The sequence below is a fragment of the Vibrio jasicida 090810c genome (assembly GCF_002887615.1).
Taxonomy (GTDB): domain Bacteria; phylum Pseudomonadota; class Gammaproteobacteria; order Enterobacterales; family Vibrionaceae; genus Vibrio; species Vibrio jasicida.
In genome coordinates this window covers 3571225-3589242 of the sequence record NZ_CP025792.1, presented here as the reverse complement: position 1 = coordinate 3589242, position 18018 = coordinate 3571225, and the positions used below count along the sequence as shown (strand labels likewise).

The 18018-nt window shown below is 43.4% G+C and carries 15 protein-coding genes; 3 read left to right on the top strand and 12 right to left on the bottom strand.

The window, feature by feature from the left end; genetic code table 11:
* Positions 1-57: 57 nt before the first annotated feature.
* The 3 genes from C1S73_RS17105 to C1S73_RS17095 form a co-directional block, all read right to left on the bottom strand.
* On the bottom strand, positions 58-534 hold the full coding sequence (locus tag C1S73_RS17105; RefSeq protein WP_038871953.1) for a GNAT family N-acetyltransferase: 477 nt from the start codon (positions 532-534) through the stop codon (positions 58-60).
* Between the two features lie 31 nt (positions 535-565).
* Positions 566-1108: a hydrolase gene (locus tag C1S73_RS17100; protein ID WP_038871928.1), complete on the bottom strand. Its 543-nt coding sequence runs from the start codon at positions 1106-1108 to the stop codon at positions 566-568.
* A 117-nt stretch (positions 1109-1225) separates the two neighbouring features.
* The gene (locus C1S73_RS17095; protein ID WP_038871930.1) at positions 1226-2086 is read right to left on the bottom strand and encodes a LysR family transcriptional regulator; all 861 of its coding nucleotides are present in this window, start codon (positions 2084-2086) and stop codon (positions 1226-1228) included.
* 114 nt (positions 2087-2200) lie between these two features.
* Between C1S73_RS17095 and C1S73_RS17090 the strand changes: the two genes are divergently transcribed.
* Together C1S73_RS17090 and C1S73_RS17085 are read left to right on the top strand one after the other, a co-directional pair.
* Entirely contained in the window at positions 2201-3265 is a 1065-nt protein-coding gene (locus C1S73_RS17090; protein WP_038871932.1) for an HlyD family secretion protein, read from the top strand.
* Between the two features lie 9 nt (positions 3266-3274).
* Positions 3275-4294, top strand: coding sequence for a DUF2955 domain-containing protein (locus C1S73_RS17085; RefSeq protein ID WP_038871933.1), 1020 nt, complete (start codon positions 3275-3277; stop codon positions 4292-4294).
* A 415-nt stretch (positions 4295-4709) separates the two neighbouring features.
* Here C1S73_RS17085 and C1S73_RS17080 read toward each other — a convergent pair whose 3' ends face one another.
* The 7 genes from C1S73_RS17080 to C1S73_RS17050 form a co-directional block, all read right to left on the bottom strand.
* Entirely contained in the window at positions 4710-5738 is a 1029-nt protein-coding gene (locus C1S73_RS17080) for a methionine synthase (protein ID WP_038871935.1), read from the bottom strand.
* Positions 5739-5768: 30 nt separating this feature from the next.
* On the bottom strand, positions 5769-6743 hold the full coding sequence (locus tag C1S73_RS17075; protein ID WP_005443333.1) for a DUF1852 domain-containing protein: 975 nt from the start codon (positions 6741-6743) through the stop codon (positions 5769-5771).
* A 256-nt stretch (positions 6744-6999) separates the two neighbouring features.
* Positions 7000-7713 carry a substrate-binding domain-containing protein gene (locus C1S73_RS17070; protein WP_038871937.1) on the bottom strand — a complete coding sequence of 238 codons (714 nt, stop codon included), beginning with the start codon at positions 7711-7713 and terminating at the stop codon, positions 7000-7002.
* Positions 7714-7912: 199 nt separating this feature from the next.
* Positions 7913-11074, bottom strand: coding sequence for an AAA family ATPase (locus C1S73_RS17065; protein WP_038871939.1), 3162 nt, complete (start codon positions 11072-11074; stop codon positions 7913-7915).
* Positions 11067-11621: an ABC-three component system middle component 1 gene (locus C1S73_RS17060; protein ID WP_038871942.1), complete on the bottom strand. Its 555-nt coding sequence runs from the start codon at positions 11619-11621 to the stop codon at positions 11067-11069. Before C1S73_RS17060 ends, C1S73_RS17065 begins: the two co-directional genes overlap by 8 nt.
* The gene (locus C1S73_RS17055) at positions 11614-13347 is read right to left on the bottom strand and encodes an ABC-three component system protein (RefSeq protein ID WP_102778964.1); all 1734 of its coding nucleotides are present in this window, start codon (positions 13345-13347) and stop codon (positions 11614-11616) included. The genes C1S73_RS17060 and C1S73_RS17055 overlap by 8 nt, the downstream gene beginning before the upstream one ends.
* Before the next feature lie 3 nt (positions 13348-13350).
* On the bottom strand, positions 13351-14853 hold the full coding sequence (locus C1S73_RS17050) for a metallophosphoesterase (protein WP_158654988.1): 1503 nt from the start codon (positions 14851-14853) through the stop codon (positions 13351-13353).
* Positions 14854-15676: 823 nt separating this feature from the next.
* On the opposite strand from C1S73_RS17050, the gene C1S73_RS17045 reads away from it, so the two are divergent.
* Positions 15677-16291, top strand: a complete 615-nt coding sequence (locus C1S73_RS17045; RefSeq protein WP_038870613.1) for a 3'-5' exonuclease — start codon at positions 15677-15679, stop codon at positions 16289-16291.
* Positions 16292-16356: 65 nt separating this feature from the next.
* Here the strand turns inward: C1S73_RS17045 and C1S73_RS17040 are convergent, their stop codons facing one another.
* Positions 16357-16785, bottom strand: coding sequence for a CesT family type III secretion system chaperone (locus tag C1S73_RS17040; protein WP_038870611.1), 429 nt, complete (start codon positions 16783-16785; stop codon positions 16357-16359).
* Positions 16785-17768, bottom strand: coding sequence for a YopT-type cysteine protease domain-containing protein (locus C1S73_RS17035; RefSeq protein ID WP_038870610.1), 984 nt, complete (start codon positions 17766-17768; stop codon positions 16785-16787). Before C1S73_RS17035 ends, C1S73_RS17040 begins: the two co-directional genes overlap by 1 nt.
* Positions 17769-18018 lie beyond the last annotated feature (250 nt).

The window sequence follows — 18018 nt, the reverse complement described above, 5'->3', positions numbered from 1 at the left end:
ACGTTGTGGTGTTTGTTTCTTCCTGAATTTGTCGATAGTAAGGGGGTTATATTCGTGCTAAAAACGCTTTTCCATGAACAACAAATCCCAGATCTCGCCATCAAAAGAACGCTCTCCTGATTCACGCGACGTCACTTCGAACCCAAGAGATTCATAACAATTCTTGGCGACGGTGTTACGCTCGAAGACTGCCAATGACAATACACCAGCCTGATACTGAGTTTGAGATAGTACGATAAGTTGCGTTAGCATCACTTTCGCAAGGCCTTGCCCTCGAAACGCATCAGCAACAAAAACACGACAAATACGGAAATGGGCGTCTGATACTTTGAACAACTCAACATAACCCGCCTTCTTCCCATCGCAAACAAGGAGAAATGGAAACACTTCGGGTTTCGCGCAATGGCGGCTGATTTGTTGATGATCCAGAGGATAATGAAAATTCGGCCCACCCCATTGGTAATTCAATTTGTCTGAATCAATCCATTGAATCAGAGTCTCATAGTCTTCATGCTCAAATGCTCTCAGTTCCATCTTCGTCTCTGCCATTGTTTACTATTGTTTATTATTTGATGAGCCCTAAGATCTCTTTAAACTCTGGTGCTCGGCAATCTTCTACCATTTCATACAAACACATTTCTACGCCTGTTAGGCCAACGCCATTCGCGGTCAGTTTTGCAAGCGCAAGTGCTTTGTTGGCTGGCGTTCGAGAAGAAACGCAATCCGTCACCAGTTCCACTTTGTAACCCATTTGACGCAGCGACACCGCGGTTTGATACACACAAATGTGCGCTTCGATACCACAAACCAACCAAGTATCGACTTTGGCGTTTTCTACCGCGAGTTTGAATGTCGGTTCTTTGCAACCATCAAAGGTATGCTTTGCAATCGCCAAGTGCTCTTTCGCTAACACTTCACGAATCGGTTCTACCGTCGGGCCTAATCGGTCTGGGTTTTGTTCAAGCCAAACAATAGGGAGCTTGAGAGCCTTTGCGCCCTTGACTAACTTAGTCGTACTTTCAATCAGCGCTTCGCTTTCGTGCATTAGCGTTGCCAACTTACCTTGCACATCGACAACAATCAGACCGGTGGAATTTTTCGATAACATTCTCATCTCCTATGAGCGACAAGAGCATCACTCTGCTCAAGCATTTGAATATAAAGAATGTACCAGAAGCCCAGCATAATCAGATGAGCAAATTCGCAAAATAATTGTCCGCTCACGCTATTTGAATCGCTCTCGAAACAGTTCAATTAACACTTTGACCTTGTTGGGTAAAAACAAATTAGACGGGTAAATCAACGTCAGATGTTGTTTAGGGTGCGTGAACTCTGGCAATACTTCGACTAACTGGCCGTCTTCTAAAGCTGGCTTAGAGTGCACTTGTGGGATAAAGGCGATGCCGTTACCTGTAATCGCCATTAACCGCAGCAAGTTCAAATCGTCCGACCTAACCGCCACGTGCAATTCTGGATCTAACAATCCGGCATTGTATCGGTTAGTCAGCAAACGATGATGCTTTAAATCGTCCATGCTTTTTAGAGGAGGATGGGCATCTAAATAAGCTTGGGAAACGACAAAGTGACTGCGGTAAGGCAATAAGCTGAACTGAACATAGCTGTCATCCGAGACTTTCGCCACGCTCGGTAAAAGCTGAAGATCAAACGCTTGTCGCTTAAGATCGACACTCTCTTGGTGGTTCTCAATCTCTACCGACATCTCAGGGTAACGGGTCGTATATTCGTTAATGATCGAATTAAACGCCGCCGAGCTCATCAATGCAGAAGGAATCGCAACACGCACTTTACCCGTCAACTCTTGTTGGTATTCATGCATCACATTCAAACCTTGTTGAATGTGCTCTATGGGTTGCCCCACCAGCTCAAACAGACGCTTGCCGTGCTCGGTCAACTCAATGGTTCGCGTGGTTCGAATCAGCAATTGGCAGCCCAACGCTTTCTCTAATTCTTGCAAACGTCGGCTCACTTTAGAGCGTTGTAACTGGTTCGCCTCTGCCGCCGCACTGATACCACCGTGCACGACGGTTTGGCTAAACAGGTGAAGATCATCAAAACTAACGTTCATTGTCCTACTTTTAGGTCATTCATGCGCTTATTGTCATTCTACTGAATTGTGACCAAGTTCTCTATAATCGCCTGTCTAATTTGCTTGCGAGCACCATAAATTCAGGTATCTATTATGACGGCAGATCATAAATTCAAACACTGGATGCGAACACTTATTGTCCTGTTCATTGTACTATTTTTCTACATCATCATTGCGGATCGACACGCTCCAATCACGACCGAAGGGCGAGTCCAAGGTTACGTGGTGCAAGTTGCACCAGAAGTTTCAGGTAAAGTGACCGATGTGCTGATTGCCAACAACCAGTCTGTACACAAAGGCGATGTGCTGTTCACCATTGATGCTCGTAAATACAAAATCGCCCTTGAACAAGCGCAGCTATCACTGCAATCCGCTTACGAAAAAGAAGCAACACTGTATTCGCAGCGGGAAGCTGCACTGGCAAACATTGCTCGTGCTCAAGCGACTTACAACAACGCGCACAGTGAGTACTCACGTTTACAAAAGTTGTCGAAGCAAAAAGTCATTTCTCAATCCAACTTAGACAGTGCCTACGCACAAAACCAAGTGTCACGAGCTGCGCTCAAAGCCGAGCAACAAAACTTGAAAGTGATTGAAGCACAACTTGGGGACAAAAAAGGCCAAAGCACCGCAGTACGCATTGCTCAAAATGGCATTGAGAAAGCTCAACTCGATCTAACTAATACCGCAGTCCTTGCTCCGAGTGACGGCGTAGTAACTAACCTGCAATTGGAAGTCGGCACCATGGCAAACACCAACATGCCATTGCTTACCTTTGTACCAACCGGATCAATGTGGGTTGCTGCGGATTTTCGTGAGAAATCGGTAGCGGGCGTCGACAACAGTTACCACGCAATGGTTGCGTTTGATGCTAACCCAGGTTCGGTTTATGACTTCGACCTATCTAGTCGAGATTACGGCGTTGCCGCGGCACAGCAAACTCCAAACGGTGCATTGACCAAAGTTGAAGTGAACAACCGTTGGGTACGTGATGCACAGCGCACTCGTGTGAACCTAACCAGCGAAGAAGCACTGCCTTCCTCTCTGTTCGTTGGTTCTCGTGCCACCATCGTGCTTTACCCAGACAACAGTCCGTTTTGGGCGCTGATGGCACAAGTTCAAATCTACCTTGCTAGCTGGTTCCACTTTATCTACTAGGCGGCTGCGATGAAAACCTTACGTATTTGGTTTGGCTGCTCAATGGGTTTGGCGTTGAGCATGATCTTTGGTTGGTCTTACGGTTTCTTTGCCGTCATGCTGCCACTGTTTGTACTCGGTCGTATGGACCACTTCAGTCTGCCACTCGTCTTGATGGTGTTGTTCTCGGCGGTTTGGACCACGGTTCAAGCCACCTTTATTCTCGAATACTTACAGTTCCATCCCACTCTGATGTTCGCGGCTGTGGGTATTATGATGCTGTTTAAATGCATCGCAATGATGAACCCAAAAACCTATCTGTTTGGCTACATGGGGTTATTGGTTGGCTCGATCGTACTGAACTTCGCGAGTTACGATTTCATGGATATCGAGGAGTTCAACGTCAACCTTTGGGTGATCTCGTTCAGCAATATCTTTGTCTGTGCCCTCGCCTATTGGCTATTTCCAGAGCCAGAATCGAAGATCTTACAAACAGAAATGACTACGCCAGTAAAAAGCGATATCGACTACATCAGCCAAGTAGCAATGGGCTGGGTGGTAGCAATGGCGGCGTTTTTGGTGTTCCAAATCGGTGATTTGTACGACTCACTTTCGGCGCAGGCTTCGATCCTCATCATCCTAACGCCAATGACATTGGCAGGCTCAATGGCCATGGCGAAAATCCGCATCATCGGTACAGCGCTGGGTTGTATCGCGGGTATGGCGGTGCAGTTAATCTTGGGCAGTTGGTTTGGTCATGGGTTGCTGTTCTGGCTGGCGTTTTCCATCGCCATGGGGCCATTCTGTTTGTGGCTAACGAAAGGACAAGTCAAAGCCGCCATTGCGTTCTCGGCGATGTCTGCCCTGTCTGTTCCACTGACCACGTCATTAGTGCCTGAGCAGAAAGACGCGTTCTTCTCCATCTTGTACCGATTCAGTTCGATATTCGTAGCGGTAATGCTTACCGCAATGGTGATGTGGGTAGTACACCACTGGATTCGCGTGATGTTATTGAAGCATCCAGAGATGAAGAATGTGGAATTGAATTGACGGGAAACGAAGTATGCCGCTCACTTTACGGTGAGCGGCATTTTTATTTAGAACCGGTCACCCTGAACGACGAGTAACGAAGTGATTTAGGATCTACCCAAAGAGTGCTATTAAGTCCTGAGGTTATCGCCATTTTCCAAGCGAGTTGTTAGCAGATTCCTAGTCTCGTTTAGACTCGCTGGAATGACCCAACTTTGGATACAGACCAAATATAAAAATATCGCGAGCAACGTATCTACCAACGTCCGTTATCCTGAACGACGAGGAACGAGTGATTTAGGATCTACCCAAAGAGTGCTATTAAGTCCTGAGGTTATCGCCATTTCCCAGCGAGTGGTTAGCAGATTCCTAGTCTCGTCTAGACTCGCTGGAATGACCCTGTCTTAAGTTTCTGTATCGAACATAAATTTCGATACTAACCCGCCAACTCTTTACGAATGATCTCTGCGCCTGCGCTGAGTGCATTAAGCTTCGCAGTTGAAACTTCACGAGAGAGAGGCGCCATGCCGCAGTTGGTGCATGGGTAAAGTTTGTCCGCATCGACGTACTTAAGCGCTTCGCGCAGTGTTTCTGCAACCTCTTCTGGTGTTTCAATCTCGTTGGTTGCTACATCAATTGCGCCAACCATCACCTTCTTGCCTCGGATAAGTTCTAATAGTTCGATAGGTACACGCGAGTTATGACACTCAAGCGAGATAATATCGATGTTGGATTTTTGCAGCTTAGGGAATACCTCTTCGTATTGTCGCCATTCAGAGCCCAATGTTTTCTTCCAATCCGTATTGGCTTTGATGCCGTAGCCATAGCAGATATGTACAGCCGTTTCGCACTTTAGCCCTTCGATAGCACGCTCTAGACAGGCAATGCCCCACTCGTTCACATCATCAAAGAACACATTAAATGCGGGCTCATCAAATTGGATAATGTCGACGCCTGCCGCTTCAAGCTCTTTGGCTTCTTGGTTAAGGATCTTTGCGAATTCCCAAGCCAGCTTTTCACGGCTACCGTAGTGATCATCATACAGTGTATCGATCATCGTCATTGGCCCCGGCAGCGCCCACTTGATCGGTTGTTTGGTTTGCTGACGTAAGAACTTCGCATCTTCGACAAACACAGGTTTGGTTCGGCTAACTGGGCCAACGACCGTCGGTACACTCGCGTCATAGCGATTACGAATGGTCACGGTTTTGCGGTTCTCAAAGTCTACGCCGCTGAGGTGTTCAATAAAGGTCGTCACAAAGTGTTGGCGAGTTTGTTCACCGTCACTGACAATATCGACCCCTGCCAATTCTTGCTCTTGCAAAGAGACACGCAGCGCATCGCGTTTGCCATCAATTAACTCTTCGCCTTGCAGTTTCCACGGTGACCAAAGCGTCTCTGGTTGAGCCAGCCAAGAAGGCTTAGGTAAGCTGCCCGCCGTTGAAGTCGGTAATAGTGTTTTCATCGTCATTCCCTTCTAGATTCTCGTTTTCGATTACGCGTAATTTGCAGACCATTGCTCAAGGATCGCTTGATAAGGCTTGATGAAATGCTCCTCAGCAAACTTCCCTTGCTCTTTCGCAAGCTGACTGCGCTCTTCGCGGTCGTAAACGATTTGGGTTAACGAGTGATCGAGATTCTTCAAGTTCGGTTGGTAACACTGGCCGGCTACCGCATTCGCGTTGTAAATCTCTGGGCGATAAATCTTTTGGAACGTCTCCATGGTACTGATGGTGCTGATCAGCTCTAGATTCGAGTAGTCATTCAACAAGTCACCGAAGAAGTAGAACGCCAACGGAGCGACACTGTTTGGCGGCATAAAGTAGCGCACCTGTAACCCCATCTTTTTGAAGTACTGCTCGGTCAATGACGATTCGTTTGGCTGGTATTCAAAACCCAACACTGGATGCTGGTTGTCAGTTCGGCGGTAAACCTTGTTGTCCGACACACTCAAGCAAATCACAGGCGGCTTTTGGAAATGTTGTTGGTACGATTCCGACTTCACGAACGCTTTAAACAGCTTGCCATGCAACTCACCAAAATCAGCAGGAATGCTAAATTGAGGCTGGTCTTTGTTGTGGTCTAGAAGCAGAACGCTAAAGTCGTAATCACGCACATAAGAAGAGAAGTTGTTACCCACAATACCTTCGATACGTTCGTTAGTTTTGCGGTCAATAATGTTGGTTTTAAGCACTTCGATAGAGGGGAACGCTTCACCACTGCCTTGGATATCCATATCCACAGAGATGATTTCCAACTCGACACTGTAACGATCGCCATTTGGGTTATCCCAATGTGCCAAGGCATTAAAACGATTGTCGATCATACGCAGTGCATTGCGAAGGTTATTCTGGCGGCTGTCACCACGAGCTAGGTTGGCAAAGTTGGTCGTGATGCGCGTGCTGTCTGATGGTTGGTAGTTCTCATCAAAACGGATGCTCTTAATAGCAAAGTTGAAATCGTTATTCATGGTGAGTTGGTATCCTATTTCCTTAGATAAACGCTGACTGATTCCTAACTCTGTTCTTGGGGATGGTTGTGTTTTTTGATTTTCCCAATCGTCAGTGTGTGCAGCGTTTACTTCGAAAATTCAGTTCAAAAACAGCTGTCACAACGCCTAACACCAGAGCAGTCTGTTTTTTTATACTTGCTTCGTTACTTGAATAACATTGGTAATACTTCACGTTGAACATGAAAGAATTTCATGGTTTGAGGAAAAAGCCTGTCTAGTGCGCGTTACGCATACAGTCGATAAACACCTCCATTGCAGGCGTGACACACTTTCCGGGATGGTAGCCACACAGTGGTTTGATCATTTGCGGTGCGTCGGTAAACGCAAGCTCTTGCAGGCTGCCCTCTTGCAGTTCTTTTTCAACAGTGAAACGAGGCAGATAAGAGATACCGATATTACTCTCTACACAGTTTTTGATGGTGTTAATGCTGCTCAGCTCAATCATGTTATCGATGCTGATGTTGCGCTCTTGGATGATGCTCTCAAAAGTCTGACGGAAAAGGCACTTAGGACCATTACTGATGAATCCCAAATCAATGTGTTGATCCCTTTTCTGTAAATCCAATCCTGTTAAAAACGGCGAAGCGACAATGACTAACGGCTCTTGTTCAAACTCATGTACCTTGAGTGCATCATCATTACCAACACGATAAAACACACCCAAATCGGCTTTATCAGCAATCAATTCATCACGAATCTTATAGCAGTTTTGTGATTGTAGAGAGAGCCTGACCTTCGGCGCTCGTATTCTGAATTCCTTCAAAACATTGGCCATTTTATAAGCGAGCTGAATTTCTGCGATTAAAACCTTCAACTCTCCTGTCGGCTCAGAGCTCTTTTGTTGTGCCGTGCCTTCAATGTTTTCCATCACTCGTGCGAGCTCATAAACGTACGGAAGGATCTTTTCTCCTGCCTGAGTCAGCGCCACTTGCACTAAAGGATTAAAGCGTTAGCAAAAACATGGAGATGTAAAAATGGGAATTGGTTACTTTTTGCGACGTACAGGTAAATGTTAGTAGCAAATTTATAAAAAACTTAATGACTTGGCATCAGAATGGAATGGGAAAAAATAACAAGTGGGCTTCCTTTCAGAAGCCTACTTCAATATCTAGCAAGGGAATAGCTGCTTATGAAATACCTTTTTCCAATAAAACTCCATTCTCGTCTTTACCATAAACATGCCAATAGCGAGATGAAATTCCAGCATTACTGCACTTTCTGAGAAAGTACCCAGCTAGTTCCATATTATGCGTTGAAACAATAACTTGATAACCTTGATCCAAAATAAGATTACGTACCACATCAATAAATGCAGAAGAGTGGATTGAGTCATTGTGATGTAAAGGATCATCCAATAACAAAGCTTTCCAGCGACTCCATGGATACGTTACCGCTGCACCAAACTGTAAACACAAGCTTACCGCAGATAGTTGCCCTTCACTTAAATATAATAAAGGGTTTTTTTCCGTAGGTTCACCGTCAGAACTAAAACTTAACAACGACTGAGCTGAAGCTGCTTTTGCTACACTTTCGACTGATACTTTATAGTTTTTATCTGACATCAATGCTGCGCAAAATTTAGCAACACTAGCATTTAAAGGATCACTCACTTTACTTCGGATTTCTTTGTTACGCTGCTTTAGACGTTGAACAATTTCATCTCGTTGCTTCCGGACTTCATCTAACTTAGAAGATTGAATAGATAACGACTTTTCTTCATTATTTAGTTGTTCTAACAGTTCTTCTTCACTTTCCACTTTCTTCTTGACTATAAGGTCGGCTAAATCGTTTTCTAGCTGCTCCAACATTGCTTGACTTGCGTACGCCTTTCTTCCGTCGCGAAGCAAATCAAACTCAACTTGAGCTCCTTTCAAAGACTCGAACAACCGTGGCATCTGACCCAACTTTTCAGTGACAGCGTTCAAAGATGGGTCTCCGTTATCAATTTCTTTTTTCCAACGTTCAGACAACAACAGTCGACTATTTACCATTGATTCTATCGCTTTCTTACGAGAGCTAAGGTCATTCACTAATGTATCTAGTTCATTTCGATGTTCTAGACACTCAGAATTTTTCTTGTTAACTTCAAGTTCAATATCTTGTATTACATCTCTCGCTTTTTGACATTTTTCTAGCTGAGCATTTTTCTCAATAATGTGACTCTCATTTATTAGTGAACCAAATTCTGTACTAGTCTGGTGCTTTAAGAATAGTGTGGAAGAACCTAGAACGTGCTTCAGTTGAACTTTTAACGCTTCAATTTCAGCATTATAGCTATTAGTTAAACTACTTAATTTTCGAGCCTTTTCAGTTACGCCATCAAATTGATGTTGCTTTCCATTCAATTCTTTCTCCAGCTCACTTAATGATTTGGAAGAACTAATATCAGCCATCACAGCTTCAGCATTTTGATTCAATTCGCTCGACTTTAGTGCAATCACCTTAATAAAATCGTCTGAAGGAACGTTAACCAAGAGCGGTTCCATCCTAATGTGCTGCTCTAACTGAACCACATTTTTTTTTGCTAATTCTAAATTATCTACGACTTTGTAAGCAGCTTGCAGCTTATCTTCAATACTGGCGATATCAATATCAATTTCATGGATATTTTCATCAATACTTTTATTCAGAACTTCAATTTCTGCAATTTTGGGGTCGATAGCATTCGCAGAGTCATAAGCTAAACTCTTCAAAGCTCCTTTCACTTGAAATGGTGTCTTACATAGAGGGCAATTGCAATCTTCATCGCTCAGTGCAGCCGCGATTTGAGCAATTGCTGACGACATCGCATCAGCATTAATTTCCGCCTCTTTTTTCTTTATATCCAGAGTGTGCCTTTTTTCTAAAAGCCCTAATTTGACTTTCTCTTGATCACCCTTGACCTTTGTGAAATGCAGAATATCTTGACTCGCATTACGAGCTTCTAAAGTAACCTTCTCGATATTAGTCTTAGCTTCATTCAAGTTAACCGCACTATCGTGTAAGTTCCGAAGGCTATCTAACTCCTGAATAAGAGCCTTATATTCTTGTCTTTTGAACTTTAAAACCTCTAATTCAGTTGCTAAAGCGCTAACCTCTTTCTCTATATCGACTTTTAACTGCTCTTCGAAGCCAAACTGCTGTGCTATTTTTTCCAACTCAGCAGCCTTATTGGAAAAATCATCATTTAAAGAAATTAATTTAACCAATTGTTCTAACTCTTTAGACTCTTTATTAGAAATTTCTTTAGCTGCATCCAATTTTTCACGTTGAATTAACTCGGCACTAACGGTGAGATCAAGCTGTTCTTTTTTTTTCTCAATCTGCTTTTCTACAATAGCCAAACTAATAATCGATTGTTCTTCATTCTCTCTTAGCCCTTGGTATTCGAGAGTTAATTTTTGCCAACTCCTAAGTAACTCTTCTCTTTCTTGTAACTTTTTCCCTTCTTGCTCAAGAATTAATTTTAGTCTCTTTAAAGTTTCATCGATATCTTCCTTGATATCAAAGTCCTGATTATCGAATTGTTCTCTAAGTAATGCTTCAATTGAGAGTATTCTCTCAGTTAACTCGCTTGGTGAAATAGCGGCCTGAGCTCTCGCAATGGTTCTTTGCTTTGTTATCCTCTCTAACAGACGTTCTGTCGAAGCCTTTTCATCCTTTATATCAATTATTTTTTCTTTTAACTCACCTGATTTTTTGTTGAAAGCTAACGTTGTCCCTGGTCGCCCTAAAGATTGCTCAATTGCCCAAAGAGTCTTAACTCCGGCTGGACCTTGCATGCGATTCCAGCGCTCTTGACCTTCTTGGTGTACAAAAAGTTGTCGTGTAGATTGACCGAGAAAATGGGTAAAATGCAGACAGTCAGAAATACTATCAAGGTTCTTCCAGTGTGGATTGGCTAACCATTTAACTAACTGAGTTTTAGCACGTTCTGCTTTATTAACATCAAAGAATTCATCTGTTTCGTCATTGGCATTCTGTAACCATACCTCAGATGCACAGCTTTCTCCTGATCCGTATCTCTTTCTTCGAAGACTAGAGTCATCACTAAAACAAAGCTCCACTTCAGGGTTAGCTCCTATTGATAACCCTTTTTCTGTTGAATTAGCTTTAATACTTTCAATTTTCTTCAGTTCACCAGTAAGAGCCCACTCGACTCCATCAAACAGGGTACTTTTCCCTAAACCATTCGGGCCAACAATAACCGTCAGACCAGGACCATCGGGAAATGTTATTTCTTCACTTCTTGTATAAGCTCTAAATCCACTCAAGCGAAGTTTCTGTAGGTACAGTGGCTTATCACTCACTTTCTAATTCCTCTACTGACATAAGTGCACTTACTAACTCCACACCTGACAATTCTGGGTTCAGCAAAATTGCTTCCCACCCTGGCGGAAGCCCAATGTCGCCACTCAACAAAGATAATGCATCGCTACTTCCTGTCTCTGAATGACCAGGAGTAGCCAAGAATGTCGTCTGAATAAACTGCTTAAAGCTGTCCTCAATACAATATTGGTTAGGCAACCATATATGTTTCCTAGCTAAGCGATCGTCACGTTCAACTTCCGCTGAAATAGCTCTCCATTTAGACAAATCATAATCTAAAGGAGCCACCATAATGATATACATATCACTTGCTTGAGCTGCATAATAACGTTTCCTGCATTCAAGAACTTTTTCTAATAGCTTATCGACTTCCGTGATTACACTTTCACGATCTTGAGCGCTACCTAAATCTCCAATAACAATGGTGACCTTTCCAAACAAAATAACATTGGGCTCCGAAAGAATAACGCTGTGTGAATTACGCTTTTCAAGCTCTTCAATCAATAATTTCTTAAACAAGTTATACATCTAGAGCTCCCGTACGTGCCGGTAATTGAAAATCATTTGAAACATTTTCTATCTCTAATCTTCGCTCATCATAATATTTTTTCACAGACTCCCTGCCTGCTTCTAAAGCGTAAAGAAACTCCGTTTCACCAGTAATAGCTATAGGGGGCAGAAACTGGAAATGATGTCCTATTGTTCCTTCTGTACTAGTTAGCGGTGTGGTGATCTGAAATGTATGTAATAGCTGACGAGTCAAGTAAGGTAAAATAACAACATCTGTATTCCATTCATGCTTTCCGGCAATCATATCAATACGCCTCCTTTGACTTTGCTCAACCCCGCACACGTGACCAGGAAGCTCTTGGACTAATATATTCCCTGAGTCTAGGGGATCAAGTGACATATCTATTCCCGCTGCACGTAGTGCTAATGCGAATAATGTGGCATGTAAAAGTTGTCTACGAATCTGGGGAGTTGAGCCTATACTCATCAAGATCCCATTACTTGCTACACATTTACTGTCTAAGGAAAACACTCGAATCAAATACTGCTGTAGGAGATCAGGGTTTACTTTTAATTCATCATGCCAAGTTCTCCAGTGGTCATACATATCAAGACCTAAATCTTTATCAATGCAGCACCCTAATTCAGTATCATCATCTTCCTCTAAACAATGGTATAGCTTGTCATCCAACCATTCTAATAAGAAACTATTTAAAGAGTGGTGAATTACCTTAGAAAATTCTTCCACTGGGTATTCATTCCATCTAGATGGTTTATGTTGAGAAAGGGCGGGATCGTAATCTTTTAATGGCAATCTTTTCGCTGGTGATCGGTGTAGCTCATCTAGCTTATGAAGCTGGCTATACCATTTGGATGAATCATAAACATAACCAACCTTCCCTTCACTATATGCGCAAAACCTAATTAGAGCTTGACTAGCAGTACCTCTTAACTTTCGTAAAGGCGTATCGATATGAAACTCATTCACCAACACCTTGCTCGGTGAAGTAGCCACTATTTCACTCGTTTCCCAAAGTTTCGCAACTTCGTATGGAGTTATTGTCGAAGACCATAAAATGTTCTTTCCATCCTCACTCAAGGAAATGTGTAGTTGGTTACTCGTCTCATCAATATGTTGCGATTCGGCTAGAGCCTCCTGTACTGCTGGTATCTCTAAAGCAATATCTGAGATTGGTACCGCATATACCTTACCAAGCACATACTCAATGACTACACCTATAGCAGCATCATTGATTACTAACGGGCCTCCAGATAGACCTTGCAGCTGTTGGTCTCGATCTCCTGCACTGACAGTGCTGTTAATTTGAAAAGCTTTGCAATTCAATTGTGTTTTAACGCCATTATACTTAGTTACTATCTCTTCAACTCGACTCGGAATAGTAACTCCGCCAGGAAAAGTCTCAACACAAGCACCTGGATAGCCATGCATAGTACAATCAAAATCCGAAGATACAGCTGCTCGTGAGATTTGAATCAAAGGCAAATTGCCATACCCATGAGGGCCAATCTCAAGTACAGCAATATCCATATGTGGAACTTTATTCAGAACCTTTACAGCAATATCTTCGCCTGTCAGAGGGAAAAGTATTTTTAGATTTGAATACTCAATCTCTGCACTGTCTTGAACACAATGTAAGGCAGTAATAGCCAGATCGTCGTTGATTAACCACGCTGTCCCTTTATGGGTACTGGAGCTTTTTAGCTGAGCAACCATTCCCTGCATTTTTTAGACGCCCTCTACATTTTTGGCATCAACAGTGAACTCACAAAGCCTTGAAGAAATAACTTTTTCTTGTTCACCAATAACCTCTAACTCTACTTCTGCGTAAGTAAGACATCTAACTATGTAGTCATCTATCTTATTGTTACTCAGGTTATCTACGAACTCATGAAATTCGTTGCTTACCTCTGAACCCGCTAGGACATTTTCTGGAATTCTCATAGTATCCGCCCAAGTTCCAGTGTTTATATAGTTCATATCATTTGAAATCACTATTTGTTTAGGCAAATGTGTATGGCCCAAGATAACGCAACTAAACTTCTTAGTATTTGCGATTATGTTGAGAGCTTCTAAGTACTCAGAAGACTCAGAATGTCTGTCTAAAGAAAAAGCTCCTTTCCAAGCATTTAAGGCTTTGTGAAGAAGTTTATTTCGTGCTCTTGTCACACCTTTGTTTAGTAAATTATCTTCGTCTTCAAGCCAATTAGATATGTGCCCACTCATCCTTTTTATTTCATCCCAAGACTCAGTTACACCTAGTTGACTTCCTGATGTTGATTTCACAGAAAAAAGTTCAGCATCATCAACACCAAGGGCTAATTCTAGAGAAGATCTAACATCAAATGGCGTATTGACATTTGTAAATGAAAGTTGCCCAGCTTTCTCAGGTACAACTGGGCTCAGAAACGTTGTGCTCTTGGCTATATATGCAGGAGTGATCGCTGAAAGAACATGTTCAATCTTAGGATGTAAAGCAAGTAAAATTGGGACTGCTGCTTTAATTTCTGGCTTAAGCAAATCTACGAACCTATACTTGCGCTTTATTGGGTTAATCACTTCTGTAACCATGATAGAGCCGGCCGGCGGCTTAAACTGAGCGTACTCAAGTTGCATCATTTCAGGCCCAAAACCTCTCGAAAGCATTGAGCGTTCTTGTCGTAAAGCACTATGATCAACCACATTCCATCGATCGTACCGGTTACCATGCTCAATTAACAAATCTCCTCGAACATAAGCTTCACCATCATACAAAAATTTGAATCGCCCGTTCATTGAGCTTTTTAGAATCGAGCGTTCTAGATACTCTCTAACCTTTGGTAACGAAAGTTCTATGTCATGATTTCCTAACACAAACGTCAGGCATTGATTGTTAGCTAGCAAGTCTGCCATAGCTTCAAAAGGGCCACGTGAGTTACCTCCCCTCGTTCTTTCAACGATCCTAGCCAATTTCTCAATTATCAATTGCTCATCAGGAAGCCAAGGCTTGAGATTTTCAACCCTTTCAATTTCATGATCCGAAGATAAATCTTCTTCCATCAAAAAGTCTACTATGTCGCCATTTATAACGAGTTCAACAGTTCCTGCACCTTCCTGTTGAGCCCCAACCCAATCGATAAACTGAGTCAACTCAGTATAAGAATGGCAGATCTGAGACCCAACCACTCCGTTATCGGTAACCTTATGAGGGCTACCACCTAAATGTAAATCTGAAATGACGAACAACTTCACAGCAATACTACCTGTTGTATTTATAGAGAGACTAATGAGCAAACTAGCTCAAAAATGCAGAGAGTAAATTAATGCAACCAAGCATTAACGAGAAAACCAGCAATGCCAATTATATCAAATAAATAAATACCAATATGCAAACCATGGCAAGGAATTTTTGACTACTGTCTCTTTTATCAGATTTGACATGTTCAGATGGCTAAATCATGGTCAATTGATGGTATTACCTTGGAAGAATTTTGGCATTAGATGGAAACTTGGAAGTGTCAAATTTGCCCCTAAAGCACCAATATTAGGGCCATAAATTAAACAACACCGACTAGGTTGCAAGAACTAGTATGACCATCACTCAACTAAATAACCCGATGTTCAACTAAAATTGCTGGAGATAAGGTGAAAATGAACAAGAATGATACGGTGAGCGCTGAAGCTATTTACGCTACCTTTGAGCCCCACAAATACGGTTTGTTAGGGTAAAACGGTAGAGCAGCGAGATACACAAGTTCTTCATCGTGTTCGTACGGAGCTAATTTACTAAAGAACAGCAAAATACTAGGCCTTGTTGGCGAATATGACATCGTTGCTGCATGGGGGAAGTTTGTAGTCTAAGTCAAACTATTCTGCTTTGGTGCAAATGCCTTAAGCCTTACCATGTGAGTCCCCCTATTTGCTTGTACTATTACAAGAGGTTAACGCCACACATAGTGTCCTCACTGTACATGTTGGTATAACGTGAATTAAGATAACTAACACTTCCCCCTCCTTCCCTTTTCCACCACTTTCAACGATACTCTTGCGCCTTATTGTTCAGTTGGAAAACTTCATGCCTCAAGCTAACTCCGTTGTCGTACTCGACTTTGAAACCACAGGTCTGTCTCCGAATATGGGTGATCGCGCGATTGAAATCGGTGCGGTTAAGATCGTTGATGGTGAGGTGGTCAATAGTTTTCAGCAACTTATGAATCCTGGCTTTCGTGTGAGCTCATTTATTGAGGGTTACACAGGCATTACCAATAACATGCTGCGCACCGCGCCGAGCTGCGATGAAGTGATGGCATCGTTCAGTGAGTTTATTGCGGGTGAGAATCTTATCGCGCACAACGCGTCGTTTGATAAGCGATTTCTGGATGCAGAGCTAGAGCGAATCGACTGCGGTTATTCTGGCGAGTTCGCGTGTTCTTTATTGGTGGCAAGACGCCTGATTCAAGATGCGCCGTCACACAAGTTAGGTGAGTTGGTTCGTTACAAGAACATTGAAAACGACGGTGTGTTCCACCGCGCGTTAGCCGATGCACAGGTAACGGCAAAACTGTGGTTGCTGATGGTGGAAGAGCTTGAGCAATCGGGCATTGTCGCGCCAAGCTTTAAGTTTATGCAGACGGTAAGTAAAACAGCGAAAGGAAAAGTGGATCAGCTACTGGCTAAAAGCCGCGCTTAAACCACAAACAAGTAACGCCCAATCATACGGACGTTACTTGTGCCCTATAAATCTAGATCTAGGGTTTACACCGAGATCATATGAGGTCGGATATTGGTTGGCTCTGCGCTTGCTGGCGTTGGCTCTACACCAGAAATCGCCGCCTGCTTTTCAACAAGATCTTGAATAAAGCACTCCGTCCACGCCTCTAACGCTGCGACATTCAGTATCGCCATCGGTTGTTGCGACCATAAAACAGCGCTGTTTTCCTGATGCGACACAATGTGTGCAGGCCAGTATTCACCAAAGATATTGCTCTTCGCAAGCTGTTCCGATATCGGATTTGCCTCACCAAGTTCTGCATACAGTACCATCCACTCTTCATTCTGATGCGTGAAATGAAGTTGATACTTTTGGTCAATCAACAGGCTGTAGATACCATCTTGCGCGGTTGGATTCTCTAGGCCGTTCTTTTCGAAAAAGTGTTTAACTAGGTGATCGAATGTGGTTGTCATTAGAGGTTAGCCTCCAAGTTAACGATGCTGAATTCTCCCGATAAGCCGAATTTCGGTAAGTCGTAGCCTGATTTGTGCCAGAAATCCTGAACAAACCAGCTGGTGAAATCTTCCTTACTTGGGAAAGAAAACTCACCGAAGTTCGGGTCAAAGAAGGTTACTTTTTCCCCATCAACCGCGGCGGCGGCGGCGTGCGCATTACTTGGGCCTTCAAGGCCGATCTTCTTCAATAGTGATGTTTTAGGGCCGTTATCAACAATCTTTGCCGCAAGCTCTGCTGCACCATTTCGGCCACGGCTTGTTTGTCCATGCACACGTGATAAAGCACCAAGCTCTCGGTAAGGCGATTCAATGTTGTTGCTTCTTAGCCAACCTTCTGTGATCGCTTCTTGGTCATAACCCACCATGCCATCGGTTTGCAGTTGCGCGACAGACTGCATTGTCTCTTTGTTCAGCTTACCTTTGTCGCTTGCCGTTCCTGATTGAAATAGCTGTTCGCCAAGGTTAGAGCCTTCTGCTCGTGCCTTCATCCAGTGAGCGCTCAGTGCCTCACAACATCCGCCTGAGGTGTTGGTGTCTTTTAGAATGGCGTTTTTGATGCTGCCCGTTACCTGAGAGACCTGCATGCTTACTTCGCCGTTGTGTTTCGCTGCCGAGTTACGCAATGAAGCAGTTTTAGTGCTGACCAGCGCGTGCAAAATACGATCGCCCAGCGTTTGTACCGCTGTTTTGAAGTTTTGTAACTTTGAGCGAGGCTCTGCGCTTTGTTCTGGTGTCGCGCTTTGCAGAGAAAACGAACTGATCGGTGCTGGGTTTGCGGTAGCACCGCTATTCATCTGTTGCAGCATAAAGTTGCGAATGGCATCTGGCGTCATTTGCGTGCTTGCACTCAAACCACCAAGTTGACCTTGGTTTTGTGGTTGGCTGACTGGTGCAGTGATGATTGGTCGACTGATAGGAGAGATATTAGTAATACCTTGCATAACTACCTGCTTTCTTTGTTTGTTTTTGTATGCAGCAAGGTTAACCAAAGCAATGAAGGTGGGCTGTTAGCCATGGTCGTTGTTTTGTTGATTTGATCAGAGTGCTTCTTTAAAGAGATTTGGGGCGAGTGTATTTATGAGGCACAGAAATCGTTGAGGTGGCTCTGTTTATATAGGGGGCAATGATGATTTCCGCAACCATCATTGCCCTCTAAGCGTTATTTCCCTATGCGTTGAGTCTTAGCAAACA